General features: G+C 72.2%; 18 protein-coding genes. 14 read left to right on the plus strand and 4 right to left on the minus strand.

All coding sequences use genetic code 11. From position 1 onward, the window contains the following. Positions 1 to 88: 88 nt before the first annotated feature. Positions 89 to 793, minus strand: a complete 705-nt coding sequence (locus tag OG199_RS11745; RefSeq protein ID WP_356799596.1) for a ThuA domain-containing protein — start codon at positions 791 to 793, stop codon at positions 89 to 91. Between the two features lie 89 nt (positions 794 to 882). On the opposite strand from OG199_RS11745, the gene OG199_RS11750 reads away from it, so the two are divergent. Beyond that, positions 883 to 1,284 carry a VOC family protein gene (locus OG199_RS11750; protein WP_405829390.1) on the plus strand — a complete coding sequence of 134 codons (402 nt, stop codon included), beginning with the start codon at positions 883 to 885 and terminating at the stop codon, positions 1,282 to 1,284. Between the two features lie 40 nt (positions 1,285 to 1,324). Here the strand turns inward: OG199_RS11750 and OG199_RS11755 are convergent, their stop codons facing one another. Then, positions 1,325 to 2,017 (minus strand): helix-turn-helix domain-containing protein, encoded by a 693-nt coding sequence (locus tag OG199_RS11755; RefSeq protein WP_405829392.1) that lies wholly within the window; start codon positions 2,015 to 2,017, stop codon positions 1,325 to 1,327. A 10-nt stretch (positions 2,018 to 2,027) separates the two neighbouring features. Further along, entirely contained in the window at positions 2,028 to 2,963 is a 936-nt protein-coding gene (locus OG199_RS11760; RefSeq protein WP_401801160.1) for a cupin domain-containing protein, read from the minus strand. A 103-nt stretch (positions 2,964 to 3,066) separates the two neighbouring features. Between OG199_RS11760 and OG199_RS11765 the strand changes: the two genes are divergently transcribed. Next, positions 3,067 to 3,927 (plus strand): NAD(P)H-binding protein, encoded by an 861-nt coding sequence (locus OG199_RS11765; RefSeq protein ID WP_356799588.1) that lies wholly within the window; start codon positions 3,067 to 3,069, stop codon positions 3,925 to 3,927. A 198-nt stretch (positions 3,928 to 4,125) separates the two neighbouring features. Here OG199_RS11765 and OG199_RS11770 read toward each other — a convergent pair whose 3' ends face one another. Then, positions 4,126 to 5,292, minus strand: coding sequence for a YihY/virulence factor BrkB family protein (locus OG199_RS11770; RefSeq protein WP_356799586.1), 1,167 nt, complete (start codon positions 5,290 to 5,292; stop codon positions 4,126 to 4,128). Positions 5,293 to 5,309: 17 nt separating this feature from the next. Here OG199_RS11770 and OG199_RS11775 point away from each other — a divergent pair, with 17 nt between their 5' ends. From OG199_RS11775 to OG199_RS11830, 12 genes are all read left to right on the plus strand, one after another. Continuing rightward, a complete protein-coding gene (locus OG199_RS11775) occupies positions 5,310 to 6,944 on the plus strand; it encodes an acyl-CoA dehydrogenase family protein (protein ID WP_356799584.1) in 1,635 nt (544 codons plus the stop codon). 298 nt (positions 6,945 to 7,242) lie between these two features. Then, positions 7,243 to 8,628: a GAF domain-containing protein gene (locus OG199_RS11780; protein ID WP_401801166.1), complete on the plus strand. Its 1,386-nt coding sequence runs from the start codon at positions 7,243 to 7,245 to the stop codon at positions 8,626 to 8,628. A gap of 81 nt (positions 8,629 to 8,709) precedes the next feature. Then, positions 8,710 to 10,086 (plus strand): hypothetical protein, encoded by a 1,377-nt coding sequence (locus tag OG199_RS11785; protein ID WP_405829395.1) that lies wholly within the window; start codon positions 8,710 to 8,712, stop codon positions 10,084 to 10,086. Between the two features lie 92 nt (positions 10,087 to 10,178). Continuing rightward, a complete protein-coding gene (locus OG199_RS11790; protein ID WP_356799578.1) occupies positions 10,179 to 10,751 on the plus strand; it encodes a GNAT family N-acetyltransferase in 573 nt (190 codons plus the stop codon). 160 nt (positions 10,752 to 10,911) lie between these two features. After that, positions 10,912 to 10,995: a putative leader peptide gene (locus OG199_RS11795; RefSeq protein ID WP_351952163.1), complete on the plus strand. Its 84-nt coding sequence runs from the start codon at positions 10,912 to 10,914 to the stop codon at positions 10,993 to 10,995. Positions 10,996 to 11,128: 133 nt separating this feature from the next. Beyond that, complete coding sequence (locus OG199_RS11800; RefSeq protein ID WP_356799576.1) at positions 11,129 to 12,823, plus strand: nitrite/sulfite reductase; 1,695 nt, start codon at positions 11,129 to 11,131, stop codon at positions 12,821 to 12,823. Next, positions 12,820 to 13,026, plus strand: a complete 207-nt coding sequence (locus OG199_RS11805) for a hypothetical protein (RefSeq protein ID WP_356799574.1) — start codon at positions 12,820 to 12,822, stop codon at positions 13,024 to 13,026. The genes OG199_RS11800 and OG199_RS11805 overlap by 4 nt, the downstream gene beginning before the upstream one ends. Continuing rightward, the gene (locus OG199_RS11810) at positions 13,023 to 13,742 is read left to right on the plus strand and encodes a phosphoadenylyl-sulfate reductase (RefSeq protein ID WP_405829397.1); all 720 of its coding nucleotides are present in this window, start codon (positions 13,023 to 13,025) and stop codon (positions 13,740 to 13,742) included. Before OG199_RS11805 ends, OG199_RS11810 begins: the two co-directional genes overlap by 4 nt. Positions 13,743 to 13,744: 2 nt before the next feature. After that, a complete protein-coding gene (cysC, locus tag OG199_RS11815; protein WP_401801175.1) occupies positions 13,745 to 14,311 on the plus strand; it encodes an adenylyl-sulfate kinase in 567 nt (188 codons plus the stop codon). Then, entirely contained in the window at positions 14,308 to 15,258 is a 951-nt protein-coding gene (gene cysD, locus OG199_RS11820) for a sulfate adenylyltransferase subunit CysD (protein WP_356799570.1), read from the plus strand. Before cysC ends, cysD begins: the two co-directional genes overlap by 4 nt. Before the next feature lie 2 nt (positions 15,259 to 15,260). Beyond that, positions 15,261 to 16,616, plus strand: coding sequence for a GTP-binding protein (locus OG199_RS11825; RefSeq protein ID WP_356799568.1), 1,356 nt, complete (start codon positions 15,261 to 15,263; stop codon positions 16,614 to 16,616). Positions 16,617 to 16,839: 223 nt separating this feature from the next. Next, the gene (locus OG199_RS11830; protein ID WP_401801179.1) at positions 16,840 to 17,952 is read left to right on the plus strand and encodes an aliphatic sulfonate ABC transporter substrate-binding protein; all 1,113 of its coding nucleotides are present in this window, start codon (positions 16,840 to 16,842) and stop codon (positions 17,950 to 17,952) included. Positions 17,953 to 17,978 lie beyond the last annotated feature (26 nt).

Genomic DNA, 17,978 nt, shown 5'->3' on the forward strand with positions numbered 1-17,978 from the left:
GTTCCCGTGGAGGCCTCCGTCCGGCGTGCGTCCCGAGGTCCCCGGACGGCGCACACGGCGCGGCATCCCCAGCACGCGTCGGCACGCGTCAGCACGCGTCGGGGTCCGGCCGGCCGGACCCCGGCCGGACCGGATCGGCCGGGCCGCGGGCGGCCCAGGTGATGCCGCCGAGCAGGTGCGTACGGAAGTCGGGGTCGTCGTAGGCCTGCGCGGTGTGGCCGAGCGCGGTGTAGAAGACCCGGCCCGCTCCCTGCTCACGGCACCACACCAGCGGGTGGTCGCCGCCCATGCCGCCTCCCTCGTAGGAGGATTCGTCGGCGTGGACGAGCACGCGTGCCGAACCGTCCGGCCCGGGGCGGAAGTCGTACCACTCGTCGGTGAACTCCCAGACCGGCGGCAGGTGTCGGGTCGCCGGATGCGCGCGGTCCCCGACGAGGGCCCGGCCCGGCTGGAGGTCGGGGTGACGGTCGAAGCGCGCGCCGAGCAGTTCGCCGTAGTACGGCCAGTCGTACTCGGTGCAGGCGGCCGCGTGCACACCGACGAACCCGCCGCCGCCCTCGACGTACGCCGCGAGCCGGGTCCGGCCCGCCGGTGTCAGCACGTCGCCGCTGGTGGAGAGGAAGACCACTGCGGCGTACGCGTCGAGCGGTCGTTCGAAGAGGCCGGGGTCCTCGGTGGCGACGACGTCGAACCCGTGTGCGTCGCCGAGGGAGCGTACGGCGGCCACGGCGGCCGGGATGGAGTCGTGACGGTAGGCGGTGGTGCGGGTGTGGACGAGCACGCGGTGAACCATGGCGGTGAGCCTATTGCGCCGCGACCCGGCGTCCCGGACCGTCCGATTCCTTCAAGACCCGCCCCCCGCCGCCCGCCTACCGTGACCTCATGACTCCACGATTCGATCTGATCGGCCTGGTCACCTCCGACATGGCCGCCACGCTCGCCTTCTACCGCCGCCTCGGTCTCGTCTTCCCCGAGGGGGCCGAGGACCAGCCGCACGTCGAGGCCGGACTGCCCGGCGGTCTGCGGCTGGCGATCGACACCGAGGAGACGATCCGGTCGTTCCACCCGGGATGGTGTCCGGCGGCCTCCGGGGGCGGCCGGACGTCGCTCGCCTTCCTCTGCGACAGCCCGGCGGAGGTCGACTCCGTGTACGAGGATCTGGTGGGCGCCGGCCACCACGGTGAGCTCAAGCCCTGGGACGCCGTCTGGGGCATGCGGTACGCGGTCGTGCACGACCCGGACGGCAACGGCGTGGACCTGTTCGCACGGCTCCCGGAGAACTAGGGCGTGGTGCGGCGGGCAGCGTTCGCGCGTTCCCGGGCTCTCAGGAGCGCGCGAGCAGTTCGCCCAGCGGCATGCCCGCCAACTCCTTGACGTCCCGGGCCAGATGCGGCTGGTCGGCGAAGCCGGAGCGGGCGGCGACCTCCGCGAAGGGGACGCCGTCCCACGCGAGGGCCAGGGCTCGTTGCAGTCTCAGGACCCGGGTCAGCGTCCTGGGTCCGTAGCCGAAGGCCGTCAGGGAGCGTCGGTGCAACTGGCGTGTGCTCAGGCCCAGCCGGACGGCCGTGGCCGCCGCGGACCGCCCGGCGTCCAGAGCGGCCACGATCTCCCGCAGCAGCGGATCGGGGGGCCCGGCGCCCGCCGCCCGGTCCAGCGCCACCTCTTCGAGCGCGGCGACGGGGTCGGCCGCCGCGTCGATCCGCGCGGTCAGACGCCGTACCTCGGCGGCGGGCCACAGGTCGGCCAGGTCCACCCGCAGGTCGCGGAGTTCGTCCGCGGGGACTCCGAGGAGGGAGGGCGCCGTACCGGGGAAGAACCGGACCCCCGCCCAGTCGGCGGGTGCGCCGCCGGGAACGTACGCGCGGGTGTCGGGACCGGCGACGAGCAGCCGGCCCTCGGTCCACAGCAGGTCCATGCAGCCGTCCGGGAGCACGGACCGTACATCCTCGGCGGGCGTGGGCACGACGCGGCTCCACACGACCGCGCCGGGCAACCGGGACGCACGTTCCACGTACACGGATGCCAGGCTACGCCGCCCGGGTCCGGTGCTCCTGCGGGCTGATCCCGTACACCCGTTTGAAGGCGCTGGACAGGGCGAACCCGCTGCCGTACCCGACCCGGCGGGCGATCGACTCGAGGGTGTCGTCCGTCTCGCGCAGCCGGTCGGCGGCCAGCGCGAGACGCCAGCCGGTGAGGTACGTCATCGGGGGCTCGCCCACGAGTTCGCCGAAGCGCCGGGCCAGCGCGGCCCGCGAGACCCCGGCCTTCGCGGCGAGCGTCGCCACCGTCCAGGGGTGCGCCGGGTCGTCCTGGAGAAGCCGCAGCACCCGTCCGACGACGGGGTCCGCGAGCGCCCGGTACCAGGCCGGGGCCGCGCCCTGCGGACGCGCGAACCAGGCCCGCAGTGCGGCGATCATCAGCAGGTCGAGCAGCCGGTCGAGGACGACCTCCTGGCCCGGCTCGTCGCGCGCCATCTCCTCGGCGAGGATCGGCGTGAACGGGCAGTCCCACACGTCGCGGGTGAGGGAGAGCACGGGCGGCAGCGCGTCGAGCAGCCTGCCGCTGATCTCGCCCCGCATCATGTAGGTCCCGATCAGCAGCACCGTGGAGCCGTCGGTGCGGTCGCCCCAGCTGCGCACACCGAGGTCCCAGTGGCCCTGGAGCGAGCGCCCGTCGGGATAGCTGCACTCCCCGCCCGGCAGGATCACCGCCTGCGGCTCGGTTCCGGGGTCGTCCGCACAGGTGTACGGGTCCGGGCCGCGGGCGATGGCGAGGTCGCCCGCGCCCAGCAGGAGCCGCTCGCCCTCGCTCGGTGTGATCCAGGCCCGGCCGCGGACCACGAGCATGATCGTCAGGGGGGCGCGGTCCTCGACACGCAGGCACCAGGGCGGGTCGAAGGCCGCCCGGATCATGAAGGCGCCGCGTGCCCGCGGGCCCTCCAGCAGACGGGCGAGTGCGTCCATGGCGTCAGGGTAGACGGCCCCGGCGCGCCGTCGTGGACGTCCGCTTATGGGAATGAGCCCTTCAGCGATGGGACCCCGGGGCGCGCGGCGCTTGACTGGCGGCATGACGGACCACACGGCACATGATCAGGACATCCGGAGCACGCGGGACACGACGGTGGTGGTGACGGGCGCCTCGGGGCGTACCGGCCGCCGGGTGGCGGAGGCCGCGCGGGCGGCCGGGCTCACGGTGCGGGCGGTCTCCCGCGCCCGCGGTTTCGACTGGACGGACCGGTCGACGTGGACGGACGTCCTGCGGGGCGCCGACGCGGCGTATCTCGCCTTCCCCACCGATATCGGCTCGCCCGACGCGGCCGGGGCGGTCGGCGCCCTGGCGCGGGAGGCGGTCGGGCTCGGTGTACGGCGGCTGGTGCTGCTGTCGTCGCGGGGCGAGGAGCAGGCCCGCCCGGCCGAGGAGGCGCTCAGGGCGTCGGGCGCGGACTGGACGGTCGTCCGGGCCGCCTGGTTCGCGCAGAACTTCAGCGAGGGCCCGCTGGTGGACGGGCTCCGCCACGGCGAGCTGGTGTTCCCGGCCGGCGAGGTGCGCGAGCCGTTCGTCGACGTGCGGGACATCGCGGACGTCGTGGTGGCCGCGCTGACGGCGGGCGACCGGTACGTGGGCCGGGATCTCGAGGTCTCGGGGCCCAGGCTGCTGACCTTCCGCGAGGCGGTCGCGGAGATCGCCCGCGCGACCGGCGGTGATCTGGTCTACGTCCCGGTGACGGCGCGGGAGTACGGGGACAGCCTGGCCGGTTTCGGGGTGCCGCCCGAGGAGGCCGAGTTCCTCGTCGGGCTCTTCGCGAGCCTGCTCGACGGCCGCAACGCCCATCTGTCCGACGGTGTGCGGCAGGTCCTGGGCCGCGAGCCGCGCGACTTCACCGACTTCGCCCGGGAGGCCGCGGCGGCCGGAGTGTGGAAGGCCTGAGGCCGCCGGGAGCCCGCGCCGGCGGCGGGAGCGGAGGCCGAGGTCGGTCGGGCGGGGCGAGGTCGGGCGGGGCGAGGTCGGTCGGCCTCGGACGAGGTCGGACGGGGACGAGGTCGGACGGGGAGATCGGACGGGGACGAGGTCGATCGGCCGGCGGCGAGGTCACCGGCGGGGGCCGGGCCGCTCACGGGGGCGACGTCACTCGGCCGGCGGCCCGTCCTCGCCGTCGTGGTTCTTGGGGGGTTGATGCGTGCTCTTCACATGGCCCCGGAGCCGGGACGTCAGATCCTCTGGAGGCAGGAAACGCGACCAGCGCTCGGGGAACTCCGAGGGCATGTCCGGGTCGTCGGGGTCGGGCTCGGCGGCGAGGGAGGCGGCGGCGCGGGCCACGTACTCGGCGGCCTGCTCGTGGCGCAGCCGTTCGTTGGCGGCGCGGGCCGCGGCCGTGGCGGCGGCCGGCCAGACCCGGTCGATCGCCGCGTTGACCGCGGCGCCGACCAGCACCGCGAACGCGGACACGCCGATCCAGAGAAGGACGGCGACGGGCGCGGCCAGCGAACCGTAGATCGTCGGGCCCTCGACCGTGCTGGTCAGGTAGATCCGGAGCAGGAAGCTGCCGAGGACCCACATGGCCAGGGCGACCAGGGCGCCCGGCACGTCCTCGACCCAGGGCGAGCGCACCGGCACCGAGACGTGGTACAGCGTGGTGAGGAAGACGACCGAGAGCACGATGACGACGGGCCAGTACAGCACCTGCACGAGCGTCGCCGACCACGGCACGATCTGCACCACCGCGTCCGGGCCCGCGACCATCAGCGGCAGGGCGATCGAGCCGATCAGCAGCGCCACGACGAAGAGCAGGAACGACATCATCCTGGTCTTCACGATCCCGCGGGTGCCGTCGAGGCCGTACATCACGGTGATGGTGTCGACGAAGACGTTCACCGCGCGCGAGCCCGACCACAGGGCGAACAGGAAGCCGATGGAGATGACGTCGGGGCGGCCGCCCTTCATCACGTCGTGGAGGATCGGTTCGGCGATCTGGTGCACGCCCTTGTCGGTCAGGACCGTGCGGGACGCCTCCAGGATGTTGGACTCCAGGCTCGCGATCGAGTGCGCGCCGGTCCAGTCGTCCACGTAACCGAGCAGCCCGATCAGGCTGAGCAGCAGGGGCGGCACGGACAGCAGCGTGAAGAAGGCGGACTCGGCCGCCAGCCCCAGGATCCGGTACTCCATGCAGGAGTTGACGGTGTCCTTGAGCAGCAGCCAGGCGGTCCTGCGCTTCGACACGTTCCTGTACAGCGCGCGAGCGCGGTGGAAGCGGCCCGAGGGAGGCCGTTCAGGTGTTTCTTTTGCCTGGTGCACATCCTTACGGTATCGGTATGGCAGCCAGCACCCACACCGTGACCAACCAGGCTCCGCCCCTGGTCGGATATGACGTCTTTGCCGCCGACCGGGCCCTCGTGGAGGCGGTCGAGCGGCACCTGGATCCACAGCTTCTCGACGAGGCGCGGGACGAGCTGACGACGCTCGGCCGCACCACCGGCTCCGCGCAGGTGCAGGAGTGGGGGGTGCTCGCCAACGAGAACCCGCCGAAGCTGCGCACCCACGACCGCTACGGCAACCGGATCGACGAGGTCGAGTTTCATCCCTCCTGGCACCGGCTCCTCGGCAAGGGCGTCTCGGCCGGGCTGACAGCCGCCTGGTCGCGCCCCGGCGGACACCTGAGGCGGGCGGCCGGGTTCATCGTCTGGACGCAGGCCGAGGCGGGCAACGGCTGCCCGCTGTCGATGACCCACGCGGCGGTGCCCGCGCTGCGCACCGACCCCGCGCTCGCCGCCGAGTGGGAGCCGCGCCTCACCTCCACCGTCTACGACCAGGGGCTGCGGCCCGCCGCCCAGAAGGCCGGCGTGCTCTTCGGCATGGGCATGACGGAGAAGCAGGGCGGCAGCGACGTACGTGCCAACACCACGGAGGCGCGGCCGCTGGCCGAGGACGGGACCTACGAACTGACCGGGCACAAGTGGTTCTGCTCGGCGCCCATGTCGGACGGCTTCCTGGTGCTGGCGCAGGCCCCGGGCGGCCTGACGTGCTTCCTGGTGCCGCGGGTCCTGGAGGACGGGACCCGCAACGTGTTCCGCATCCAGCGGCTCAAGGACAAGCTCGGCAACAAGTCGAACGCGTCCAGCGAGGTCGAGTTCGACGGGACCTGGGCGCGCCGGGTCGGCGACGAGGGCCGCGGGGTGCGCACCATCATCGAGATGGTCTCGGCGACCCGGCTCGACTGTGTGCTCGGCGCCGCCTCGCTGATGCGGCAGGCCGTCGCGCAGGCCGTGCACCACAGCGCCCACCGGGAGGCCTTCGGCGGGAAGCTGATCGACAAGCCGCTGATGCGCAACGTACTGGCCGACCTGGCGCTGGAGTCGGAGGCGGCCACGACGCTGGCGATGCGGCTGGCGGCCGCGTACGACGACGGCGGCGAGGAGGAGCGGGCGTTCCTGCGGCTCGCGGTGCCGGCCGCCAAGTACTGGGTGACCAAGCGGTGCACGCCGGTGGCGGTGGAGGCGCTGGAGTGCCTGGGCGGCAACGGGTACGTGGAGGAGTCCGGCATGCCGAGGCTGCTGCGCGAGTCGCCGCTCAACTCCATCTGGGAGGGCGCGGGCAACGTACAGGCCCTCGACCTGCTGCGCGCGCTCCAGCGCGAACCGCAGGCGCTGAACGCGTTCCTGCGCGAGGTGGGCCTGGCCCGCGGCGCCGACCACCGGCTGGACGGCGCGATCAAGAACCTGCTGGCCGAACTCGCCGATCTGGACGGCATCGAGGCCCGTGCCCGCCGACTGGTGGAGCGCATCGCCCTGGTGCTCCAGGGGTCGCTGCTCGTCCGGTACGCGCCCCCGGAGGTCGCCGACGCGTTCTGCGCCTCACGCCTGGGCGGCGACTGGGGCTCGGCCTTCGGCACCCTGCCGCACAGTCTGGATCTGGCCACGGTGGTGGAGCGGGCCCGCCCGGTGTCCTGAACCGGCGGCGCGGGGGTGGTGCTGCGCCGACACGGCACCACCCCCGCTCTCTGGCCCCGTCGCGAGGAGCACGAACGCCGCACGGGCGGCGTTGCTCAAGTTTCGGACCCCGTACGGCTGTTCGCCAGGGTTGCAGAGGGTTGCAACTTTCCTGCGGAGTATGTCCGGACCGGGTCCCTCCGTCGCCGCCGGGCGGCACTATGAGAACCGCAGTCAGTACGGGGCGGAGCTCTCTCGGCCACAAAGCGCCGAGCGTCCGCTTGTCCGCCACCGTGCGCAGTCCGCCCGGGGAGGAACAGTGGCGTACCCGCCGATCGACGTGACACGGCTCGCCGCCCTGGACGCCGCGCAGGCCGCCCGTGTGCTGGGCGAGGTGCGCGAGGCCACGCTGGCCGGACATCCGGCCCGTATCGCGCCGCGCCCGGTGATCGGACAGTCCTGGGAGCGCATGCTGCGCGGCGGCGTCGACCCCGACCACGACGTCCGGACGGGGCTGCTCGTCCGCGACGAGGTGGAGCGGCGGCGACAGACCTCGCAGCTGCGGCATGTGCTGCCGGTGCTGCGCGAGGCGCTGCTCTCGGTCGCGGACGCGGCCCACCACATCGCGGTGGTCGCGGACCAGGAGGGCCGGGTGCTGTGGCGCGAGGGTTGCGCGTCGGTGCTGCGCAAGGCCGACGGGTTCGGTTTCGAGCTCGGCGCGGACTGGCGTGAGAGCGTCGTCGGCACCAACGGCGTGGGCACCCCGCTGATCACCCGCCAGCCCGTACAGGTGTTCTCCGCCGAGCACTTCGTACGCACCCATCACTCGTGGACGTGCGCCGGCGCTCCGGTCACCGACCCGCGCGACGGCAGTCTGCTCGGCGTGGTGGACGTGAGCGGACCGCTGGACACCCTGCACCCGGCCACGCTGGCGCTGGTCGGCTCGGTGGCCAAGCTCGCCGAGGCGCGGCTGCGCGAGCTGCACCTGGCCTCTCTGGAGCGGCTGCGCGCCGTGGCGGCTCCGGTGCTGGCCCGGCTCGGGGGGCGCGCGGTGGCCGTCGACCGGGACGGCTGGACCGCCGCGGTCACCGGCATGCCGTACACGAACCGGCTCGCGCTGCCCAAGGAGCCGAGCGCCGGGCGCGGTTGGCTGCCGACGCTCGGGGCGTGCGTGGTGGAACCGCTGCCCGGCGGCTGGCTGGTCCGGGCCGCCGACGAACCGGCGCCCCGGCGGCCCGCGCGGATCGTGCTGGACCTGGCGCATCCGCGCCGCTGGTCGGTGACGGTCGCCTCGGACGCGGGGACGTGGTGCCAGGAGCTGACCCCCCGGCACGCCGAACTGCTCTATCTGCTGGCGGCCCGTCCGGCCGGCCGCAGCGCCGCGGGCCTCGCCGACGACCTGTTCGGCGACTCCGGCCGCACGGTGACCGTACGGGCCGAGATGTCGCGGGTACGACGGTACCTCGGGGCCTTCCTGGAGCACCGGCCGTATCGTTTCTGCGACGACACCGAGGTGGAGTTGACCCTCCCTGAGGATCCCCGGGACCTGCTCGCCCACTCGACGGCACCGGCGGTGCGCAGGGCGCGCGCCGCGGGACCCCCTTGTACCGCACCGGCGGCCGCCGTGTCCCCCGTGAACCACAAGGAGCGTATTTCGGGACCGTCTTCCGGGGTCCTCGACCAGGTACGCCGCTCCCTGCCGTAGCATCCCCTCACAGGCCACCCCACCCGTCCCTCCGTCAACGTACTGATCATGAGGGGCAGTTGGCCTTCCTCGGGAGGACGCATGAAGCAGCGCGGCAGGCACCGCCGACAACGGAGGGGACAGGCGCTGCGCGCCACCCTGGCCGGAACCGCCCTGGCGCTCACCGCGGCCGCCACGCTGATCAGCACCTCCCAGGCCACCGGCAGCAACAGCCCCGGGTCGCTGACCCCGCTCAGCTCCGCGGCGGCGACCGGCGGCTTCCGGCTGTACGAGAACCTGGTCGCCGGCGACACCCTCGCCACGCTCACCAGGAGCATGGGCGGGAACGTCGGTGTCTCGGGCGTCCTGGCGGACACCGACCACGTGATGCGCGACCGGGCGGAGTGCTCCGGCGCCGAGCGGGACGCGCTGCCCCTCGAACCCGTCGCCACGCGGGCGTACTGCTGGGGCGGGGACGACGCCCGCACCCGGCAGTGGCGGCCCGGCTCCGTCACCACCTCCGGCGACGCCGACGACGACGGCCGGTGGGGCGGGCAGCGCGTCATCATGGCGGGCTGGACGCACGACGACCGGGCGGCGGGCACGACGGCCGGGGACCGGGGCCTGGCCCGGATCGCCCTCATCGACGCGACCGACCCGCGGGCTCTCACCTACCGCTGGGTGCTGCTCGTCGCCCCGCGCGACGGCGGCAGGGACTTCGACGCGGTCCGCTCCCGGATGAGCGGCATGGTCTGGTACCAGAGCAAGCTGATCGTCACCGGGCGAGGCGGCGCGGGCCGTGACGACGCGCTGCTCGTCTTCGACCTGCACCACATCCTCAAGGCCGGCGTGAACAGCGGCGCGGTCGGCAGGGTGAGGGGCGGCTACTCCGCGCACGGCTACCAGTACGTGCTGCCCGCCGTCGGCTCGTACAGCCCGGCGGGCGGCACCTGCGGGTCCGCCGGCGGGAGGGTCCCCTGCTTCGGTTCGCTCTCGCTGGACCGCACGTCGACGCCGGACAGCCTGATCGCCACGGAGGCGTCCCGGGTGGGCGACGGCGAGCGCACCCGGATCTGGCGGTATCCGTACAGCGCCGTCGCGGGCCGCGAGGGCCTGCTCCGCAGCGACTCCCGGGGCCGGGTCGACGCCACGGAGGCCTATACGACCAAGGCCACCGGCCTGTCCGGCGTCCTGTCGCACACCCCCGCCGGGGCGCGCAGGGCCGACTGGTACGTCGGCCACACCCCCGACAGCGGCGGCCGGCACGGCACCCTGTGGCGGCAGAGCGGAAACGGCGCCGAGGCCGTGCGGTGCAGCGGCGACCAGTCGTACGCCTGCTGGGGACAGCACACCGCCTCCCTGTCCTACTGGCAGGAGACCGGCGAGCTGTGGACCCTGAGCGGCGCGGGCGCGGACACGACGCCGGAGCGGACGCTCTACGCGGTGCCGCTGAGGTCGGTGGACGGCTCGCTGGGCTAGGGCCGCGCCGGGCGACCTCCGCCGGGTCCCCGAGCGGGGGCGGCGGGGTCCGCCTTTTGGAGGGGGCCGAGCGGCCGTGGTTCCCTGACCTCATGAGCAACATCACCGTGACCACCTGGTCCCTGGAGCAGACGGCCCCGACCGACCTGCTCCCCGCGGTCGCGCCCGACGGGGACGTCCGGATCGTGCGCGCCGAGGTCCCCTCGCCCGAGTTCAGCCGCTTCCTGTACGCCTCGGTCGGCGCCGACGTCCGCTGGACCGACCGGCTGGGCTGGACGTACGCGGAGTGGGAGCGGTTCCTGGACCGGCCGGGCGTGGAGACCTGGGTTGCCTACGACCGGGGGACGCCGGCGGGCTATGTCGAGCTGGAACCGCAGGACGACGGCGTCGTGGAGATCGTCTACTTCGGCCTGCTCCCCGCCTTCCGCGGCCGGCGCATCGGCGGTCACCTCCTCTCGCACGGGGTCGCGCGGGCCTGGGACCTGGCAGAGCGGGTGCCGGGGCGGGCCGAGACCAAGCGGGTCTGGCTGCACACCTGCAGCCAGGACGGGGAGCACGCCATGGACAACTACCTGCGGCGCGGGTTCAAGCTCTTCGACACCGAGGTCGAGGAGAAGCCGGACATGGCCGCCCCCGGCCCCTGGCCCGGAGCGCGCACGGCCTGACCCGCCACCGGCCCCCTGGCCCGGAGCGCGCACGGCCTGACCCGCCGCCGGGGGGCCGACCGAGTGACCGATACCACCCGTGTCTCATCGGTCGGGACAAGGTTGTCCACATGATGGATGACGGTGGACTCCCCCGAGATGCCCGTGACACGCTTCCGTCATGTCTGGAACTGGAATTGCCTTGGTGAGTCGGCGGCACGTCGACCTCGGCCGCATGTCCAGCGCCATCTGTCCGCTGAGCTGACAGCCCCGGCCGAGCCGGCATTCCCCCTTCGCCTCTCTCCACGCAATGGCGCGCGCGTACTTCCGTACGTGCCCATGTGCGCGCTCGAGAGCGCCCTCCTTCCTGTCCCGCAGTCCCGAAGGACGTATCAACCATGGCCGCCACCCCGCAGAATCCCGACGCCGCGCCCCGCCGCAAGGTGAGCCGTCACCGCGGTGAGGGGCAGTGGGCCGTGGGTCACTTCACCCCGCTCAACGGGAACGAACAGTTCAAGAAGGACGACGACGGTCTCAACGTGCGGACACGCATTGAGACGATCTACTCCAAGCGGGGCTTCGACTCGATCGACCCCAACGACCTCCGCGGACGGATGCGCTGGTGGGGGCTGTACACCCAGCGCAAGCCCGGGATCGACGGCGGCAAGACCGCGATCCTCGAGCCGGAGGAACTGGACGACAAGTACTTCATGCTGCGCGTCCGTATCGACGGCGGCCGGCTCACCACCGACCAGCTGCGCGTCATCGGCGAGATCTCGCAGGAGTTCGCGCGCGGCACCGCCGACCTCACCGACCGGCAGAACGTGCAGTACCACTGGATCCGCATCGAGGACGTCCCGGAGATCTGGAACCGTCTGGAGGCCGTGGGCCTGTCCACGACCGAGGCCTGCGGTGACACCCCGCGCGTCATCCTCGGCTCGCCCGTCGCCGGGATCGCCGAGGACGAGATCATCGACGGCACCCCCGCGATCGACGAGATCCACCGCCGGATCATCGGGAACAAGGACTTCTCGAACCTGCCCCGCAAGTTCAAGTCCGCGATCTCCGGCTCACCGCTGCTGGACGTGGCGCACGAGATCAACGACATCGCGTTCGTCGGCGTGAACCACCCCGAGCACGGCCCCGGCTTCGACCTCTGGGTCGGCGGCGGCCTCTCCACCAACCCGAAGATCGGACAGCGCCTCGGCGCCTGGGTCCCGCTGGACGAGGTCCCGGACGTCTACGAGGGCGTCATCTCGATCTTCCGCGACTACGGCTACCGCCGGCTGCGCACCCGCGCCCGCCTGAAGTTCCTGGTCGCCGACTGGGGCGTGGAGAAGTTCCGCCAGATCCTGGAGGACGAGTACCTGGAGCGCAAGCTGGTCGACGGCCCCGCGCCCGAGCAGCCCGTCGCCCGCTGGCGCGACCATGTCGGGGTGCACCGGCAGCAGGACGGCAACTTCTACGTCGGCTTCGCCCCGCGCGTCGGCCGGGTGGACGGCACCACCCTCACCAAGATCGCCGAGCTGGCGGGGGCCCACGGCTCGGGCCGGCTGCGCACCACGGTCGAGCAGAAGATGATCGTGCTCGATGTCGAGGAGAGCCGGGTCGACTCACTGGTGGAGGGGCTCGAAGCCCTCGGCCTGACCGTCCGGCCGTCGCCCTTCCGGCGCGGCACGATGGCCTGCACCGGTATCGAGTACTGCAAGCTCGCGATCGTCGAGACCAAGGCACGCGGTGCCTCCCTGATCGACGAGCTCGAACGCCGTCTCCCCGAGTTCGAAGAGCCGATCACCATCAACGTCAACGGCTGCCCGAACGCCTGCGCGCGTATCCAGGTCGCGGACATCGGTCTCAAGGGCCAGCTCGTCCTCGACGACCGGGGCGAGCAGGTCGAGGGCTTCCAGGTGCACCTGGGCGGCGCGCTCGGCCTGGAGGCCGGCTTCGGCCGCAAGGTCCGCGGCCTCAAGGTCACCTCGGACGAACTGCCCGACTACGTCGAGCGGGTCCTCAAGCGCTTCCAGGCGCAGCGCGCGGACGGCGAGCGCTTCGCCACCTGGGCTTCCCGGGCCTCCGAGGAGGACCTGTCATGAGCGAGCGCGCCGCACCGTTCTACTGCCCGTACTGCGGGGACGAGGACCTGCGCCCCAGCGAACAGGGGCACGGCGCGTGGGAATGCGCGGCGTGCAACCGAGCCTTCCAGCTGAAGTTCCTCGGGCTGCTGGCCCAAGGCGTGAACCGCGCCTCTCAGAAGGGGAACGTCCGGCGCGACGAAGGCGGAGGGGACGAGATATGACGACCGTTCAGGAAGAGCGCGGCACCGAGGACTTGAGGAGCATCGCCGAACGGGCCGGGCGCGACCTCGAGGACGCGTCGGCCCTGGAGATCCTCCAGTGGGCGGTGGACACCTTCGGCAGGAGGTTCTGCGTGACCTCCTCCATGGAGGACGCGGTCGTCGCCCATCTCGCCTCCCGTGCCCGGCCCGCCGGCGGTCCGGTCGACGTGGTCTTCCTCGACACCGGCTACCACTTCCCCGAGACCATCGGCACCCGGGACGCGGTCGAGGCGGTGATGGACGTCAACGTCATCACCCTCACCCCCCGGCAGACGGTCGCCGAGCAGGACGCCGAGTACGGGCCCGCGCTGCACGACCGCGACCCGGACCTGTGCTGCGCCCTGCGCAAGGTCAAGCCCCTCGAGGAGGGCCTGACGTCGTACGACGCCTGGGCCACGGGGCTGCGCCGGGACGAGTCCCCGACCCGGGCGAACACCCCGGTCGTGGGCTGGGACGAGAAGCGGCGGAAGGTCAAGATCTCACCGATCGCCCGCTGGACGCAGGACGACGTGGACGCCTACGTGGCCGAGCACGGCGTGCTCACCAACCCGCTGCTGACGGACGGTTACGCCTCCGTCGGCTGCGCCCCCTGCACCCGCCGCGTTCTGGAGGGCGAGGACGCGCGCGCCGGCCGCTGGGCGGGACGTTCCAAGACCGAATGCGGGCTGCACGGCTGACCATGACCGAGATCGCGGAGAACCAGGAGAACCAAGTGACCGGAGCCACGATCTGGCTCACGGGTCTGCCGAGTGCCGGCAAGACCACCATCGCGTACGAGCTGGCCGGCCGGTTGCGCGAGGAGGGCCACCGCGTCGAGGTGCTCGACGGGGACGAGATCCGCGAGTTCCTCTCGTCGGGCCTCGGCTTCTCGCGCGCCGACCGCGACACCAACGTGCGGCGCATCGGTTTCCTCGCCGAACTCCTCTCGCGCAACGGCGTCAAGGCGCTGGTGCCGGTGATCGCGCCCTACGCGGACAGCCGTGAGGCGGTACGGGGGCGGCACCGGGCCGGTGGCACCACGTATCTGGAGGTCCATGTGGCGACCCCGGTCGACGTCTGCTCGGTACGTGATGTGAAGGGGCTGTACGCCAAGCAGGCCGCGGGCGAGATCTCGGGGCTGACCGGCGTCGACGACCCCTACGAGGAGCCCGAGTCGCCCGATCTGCGCATCGAGTCGCACACCCAGTCCGTGCAGGAGTCCGCGGCCGCGCTGCATGCGCTGCTCACCGAGAGGGGTCTCGCATGACGACCGCAGCCACTGTGTCCGAGGCGGCCGGGGACTCGGAGGACGCCGGCCCGTACGCGCTGTCCCACCTGGACGCGCTGGAGTCCGAGGCGGTGCACATCTTCCGCGAGGTCGCGGGCGAGTTCGAGCGGCCGGTGGTCCTCTTCTCCGGCGGCAAGGACTCCATCGTCATGCTGCACCTGGCGCTGAAGGCCTTCGCCCCCGCGCCCGTCCCCTTCTCCCTGCTGCACGTCGACACCGGACACAACTTCCCGGAGGTCCTGGAGTACCGCGACCGCACGGTGGCCGCCCACGGCCTGCGCCTGCACGTCGCCTCCGTACAGGACTACATCGACCGCGGGGTCCTCAAGGAGCGTCCGGACGGCACCCGCAACCCCCTGCAGACCGTGCCGCTGACCGAGAAGATCCAGGCGGAGCGCTTCGACGCCGTGTTCGGCGGCGGACGCCGCGACGAGGAGAAGGCCCGCGCCAAGGAACGCGTCTTCTCCCTGCGCGACGAGTTCTCCCAGTGGGACCCGCGCCGCCAGCGCCCCGAGCTGTGGCAGCTCTACAACGGCCGCCACGCACCCGGCGAACACGTCCGCGTCTTCCCCCTCTCCAACTGGACCGAGCTGGACGTCTGGCAGTACATCGCCCGCGAGCACATCGAACTCCCCGAGATCTACTTCGCGCACGAGCGCGAGGTGTTCCAGCGCGCCGGCATGTGGCTGACCGCCGGCGAGTGGGGCGGCCCGAAGGAGAGCGAGACGGTCGAGAAGCGGCAGGTCCGCTACCGCACCGTCGGCGACATGTCCTGCACGGGCGCCGTCGACTCCGACGCGACCACGCTGGACGCCGTGATCGCCGAGATCGCCGCCTCCCGGCTCACCGAGCGGGGCGCCACCCGCGCCGACGACAAGATGTCCGAAGCGGCGATGGAAGACCGCAAGCGCGAGGGGTACTTCTAGTCATGACGAGCGCCACCGAACCCACCGAGCCGTTGTCGGTCGAGCAGTTGTCGGCGACCACGCTGCTGCGCTTCGCCACCGCGGGCTCCGTCGACGACGGCAAGTCCACCCTCGTGGGCCGTCTGCTGCACGACTCCAAGTCGATTCTGACGGACCAACTGGAGGCCGTGGAGCGGGTATCGGCCGACCGCGGCCAGGACGCCCCCGACCTCGCGCTGCTCACCGACGGCCTGCGCGCCGAGCGGGAGCAGGGCATCACGATCGACGTCGCCTACCGGTACTTCGCCACCGCGCGCCGCCGGTTCATCCTGGCCGACACCCCGGGCCATGTGCAGTACACCCGGAACATGGTCACCGGCGCCTCGACCGCCGACCTGGCCGTCGTCCTGGTCGACGCCCGCAACGGCGTCATCGAGCAGACCCGGCGCCATGCCGCCGTCGCCGCGCTCCTGCGCGTCCCGCACGTCGTCCTCGCCGTCAACAAGATGGACCTCGTCGGCTACCAGGAGTCCGTCTTCGCGGCGATCGCCGAGGAGTTCACGGCGTACGCCTCCGAGCTGGGCGTTCCGGAGATCACCGCGATCCCGATCTCGGCGCTCGCCGGTGACAACGTGGTGGAACCGTCCGCGAACATGGACTGGTACGGCGGCCCGACGGTCCTGGAGCACCTGGAGACGGTCCCGGTCAGCCACGACCTGGCGCACTGCCACGCACGGCTGCCCGTGCAGTACGTGATCCGCCCGCAGAGCGCCGAGCACCCCGACTACCGGGGGTACGCCGGTCAGATCGCGGCCGGTACCTTCCGCGTCGGGGAGAGCGTGACCGTGCTGCCCTCCGGGCGCACCTCGAAGGTCGCCGGAATCGATCTGCTGGGCACGCCGGTCGACATCGCGTGGACCCCGCAGTCGGTGACCCTGCTGCTGACGGACGACATCGACATCTCGCGCGGTGACCTGCTCGTACCGAGCAAGGACGCGCCGCCGACCACGCAGGACGTCGAGGCGACCGTGTGCCACGTGGCGGACCAGCCGCTCACGGTCGGCCACCGGGTCCTGCTCAAGCACGGCACCCGCACGGTCAAGGCGATCGTCAAGGACATCCCGTCCCGGCTGACGCTGGACGACCTCTCGCTGCATCCGCACCCGGGCCGGCTCGTCGCCAACGACATCGGCCGCGTCAAGATCCGTACCGCCGAGCCGCTTCCGCTCGACTCGTACGCGGACTCCCGGCGCACCGGCGCGTTCATCCTGATCGACCCCTCGGACGGCACCACGCTCACCGCGGGCATGGTCGGCGAGTCCTTCGCCGCGCCGCAGCCGGTCAAGGACGAGGGCGACGACGACGGGTGGGACTTCTGACATGACCTCCACCGACTTCTACTCCACGTTCGCCAAGGAGGGCGGCCGCGTCGGCAGCGGCGCCCTCGGCAGCGGGCAGGGCGGGGTGGCGCGATGTGCGAAGTGACGTACGCGCACTGCCTGCGCGCCCCGTCCCCCCACAGCCTGAGCGTCCGAAGACCTGCCGACCTCCCGGCCACGAACTGAATCCGTGACCGCCGGGCCAACGAGAGGAAAGCCTCCCGTGCCTGCCATCCGCTCCACCCTCGCACGCCGTGGCATAGCCGCCGCCGTCGCACTCCCGCTGCTCGCCGTCGCCGCGTGCAGCTACGGCTCCGAGTCCAAGGACGACAGCTCGAAGGCGAAGGTCGCCGCCGGGTCCAAGAAGATCGACGGCCTCGACTCCGTGAAGATCGGCTACTTCGGCAACCTGACGCACGCGACCGCGCTCGTGGCGAACCAGAAGGGCTACTTCCAGAAGGAGCTCGGCGCCACGCAGGCCAAGTACCAGATCTTCAACGCCGGTCCCTCCGAGATCGAGGCGCTGAACTCGGGCTCGATCGACATCGGCTGGATCGGTCCCTCGCCGGCCATCAACGGCTACACCAAGTCCGCCGGGAAGAACCTGCGCATCATCGGCGGTTCGGCGTCCGGCGGCGTGAAGCTCGTGGTCGACCCGAAGAAGATCAAATCCCTGAAGGACGTCAAGGGCAAGAAGATCGCGACCCCGCAGCTCGGCAACACGCAGGACGTCGCGTTCCTCAACTGGGCCGCGGAGCAGGGCTGGAAGGTCGACCCGCAGAGCGGCAAGGGCGACGTCTCGGTCGTCCGCACGGACAACAAGATCACCCCGGACGCCTTCAAGTCCGGCTCCATCGACGGCGCCTGGGTGCCGGAGCCGACCGCGTCGAAGCTGGTCGCCGAGGGCGGCAAGGTGCTGCTCGACGAGCGGGATCTGTGGCCCGACAAGAAGTTCGTGATCACGAACATCATCGTGTCGCAGAAGTTCCTCAAGGAGCACCCGAAGGCCGTCGAGGCCGTGCTGAAGGCCTCGGTCGACACCAACAAGTGGATCAACGCCAACCCGGACGAGGCCAAGGCGGCGGCGAACAAGCAGCTGGAGGCCGACTCCGGCAAGGCGCTGCCGGCCGATGTCCTCGACCCGGCCTGGAAGTCCATCCAGGTCACCGATGACCCGCTGGCGTCCACCCTCGACACCGAGGCGGACCACGCGGTGAAGGCCGGTCTGCTGGAGAAGCCCACCCTCACGGGCATCTACGACCTCACCCTGCTGAACAAGGTCCTCAAGGCCGAGGGACAGAGCACCGTCGACGACGCCGGTCTCGGCGTCAAGTAGGCCCGGATCCCGATGAGTTCCCAGGA

Source organism: Streptomyces sp. NBC_01176, assembly GCF_045039825.1.
In the GTDB taxonomy this organism is placed as follows: domain Bacteria; phylum Actinomycetota; class Actinomycetes; order Streptomycetales; family Streptomycetaceae; genus Streptomyces.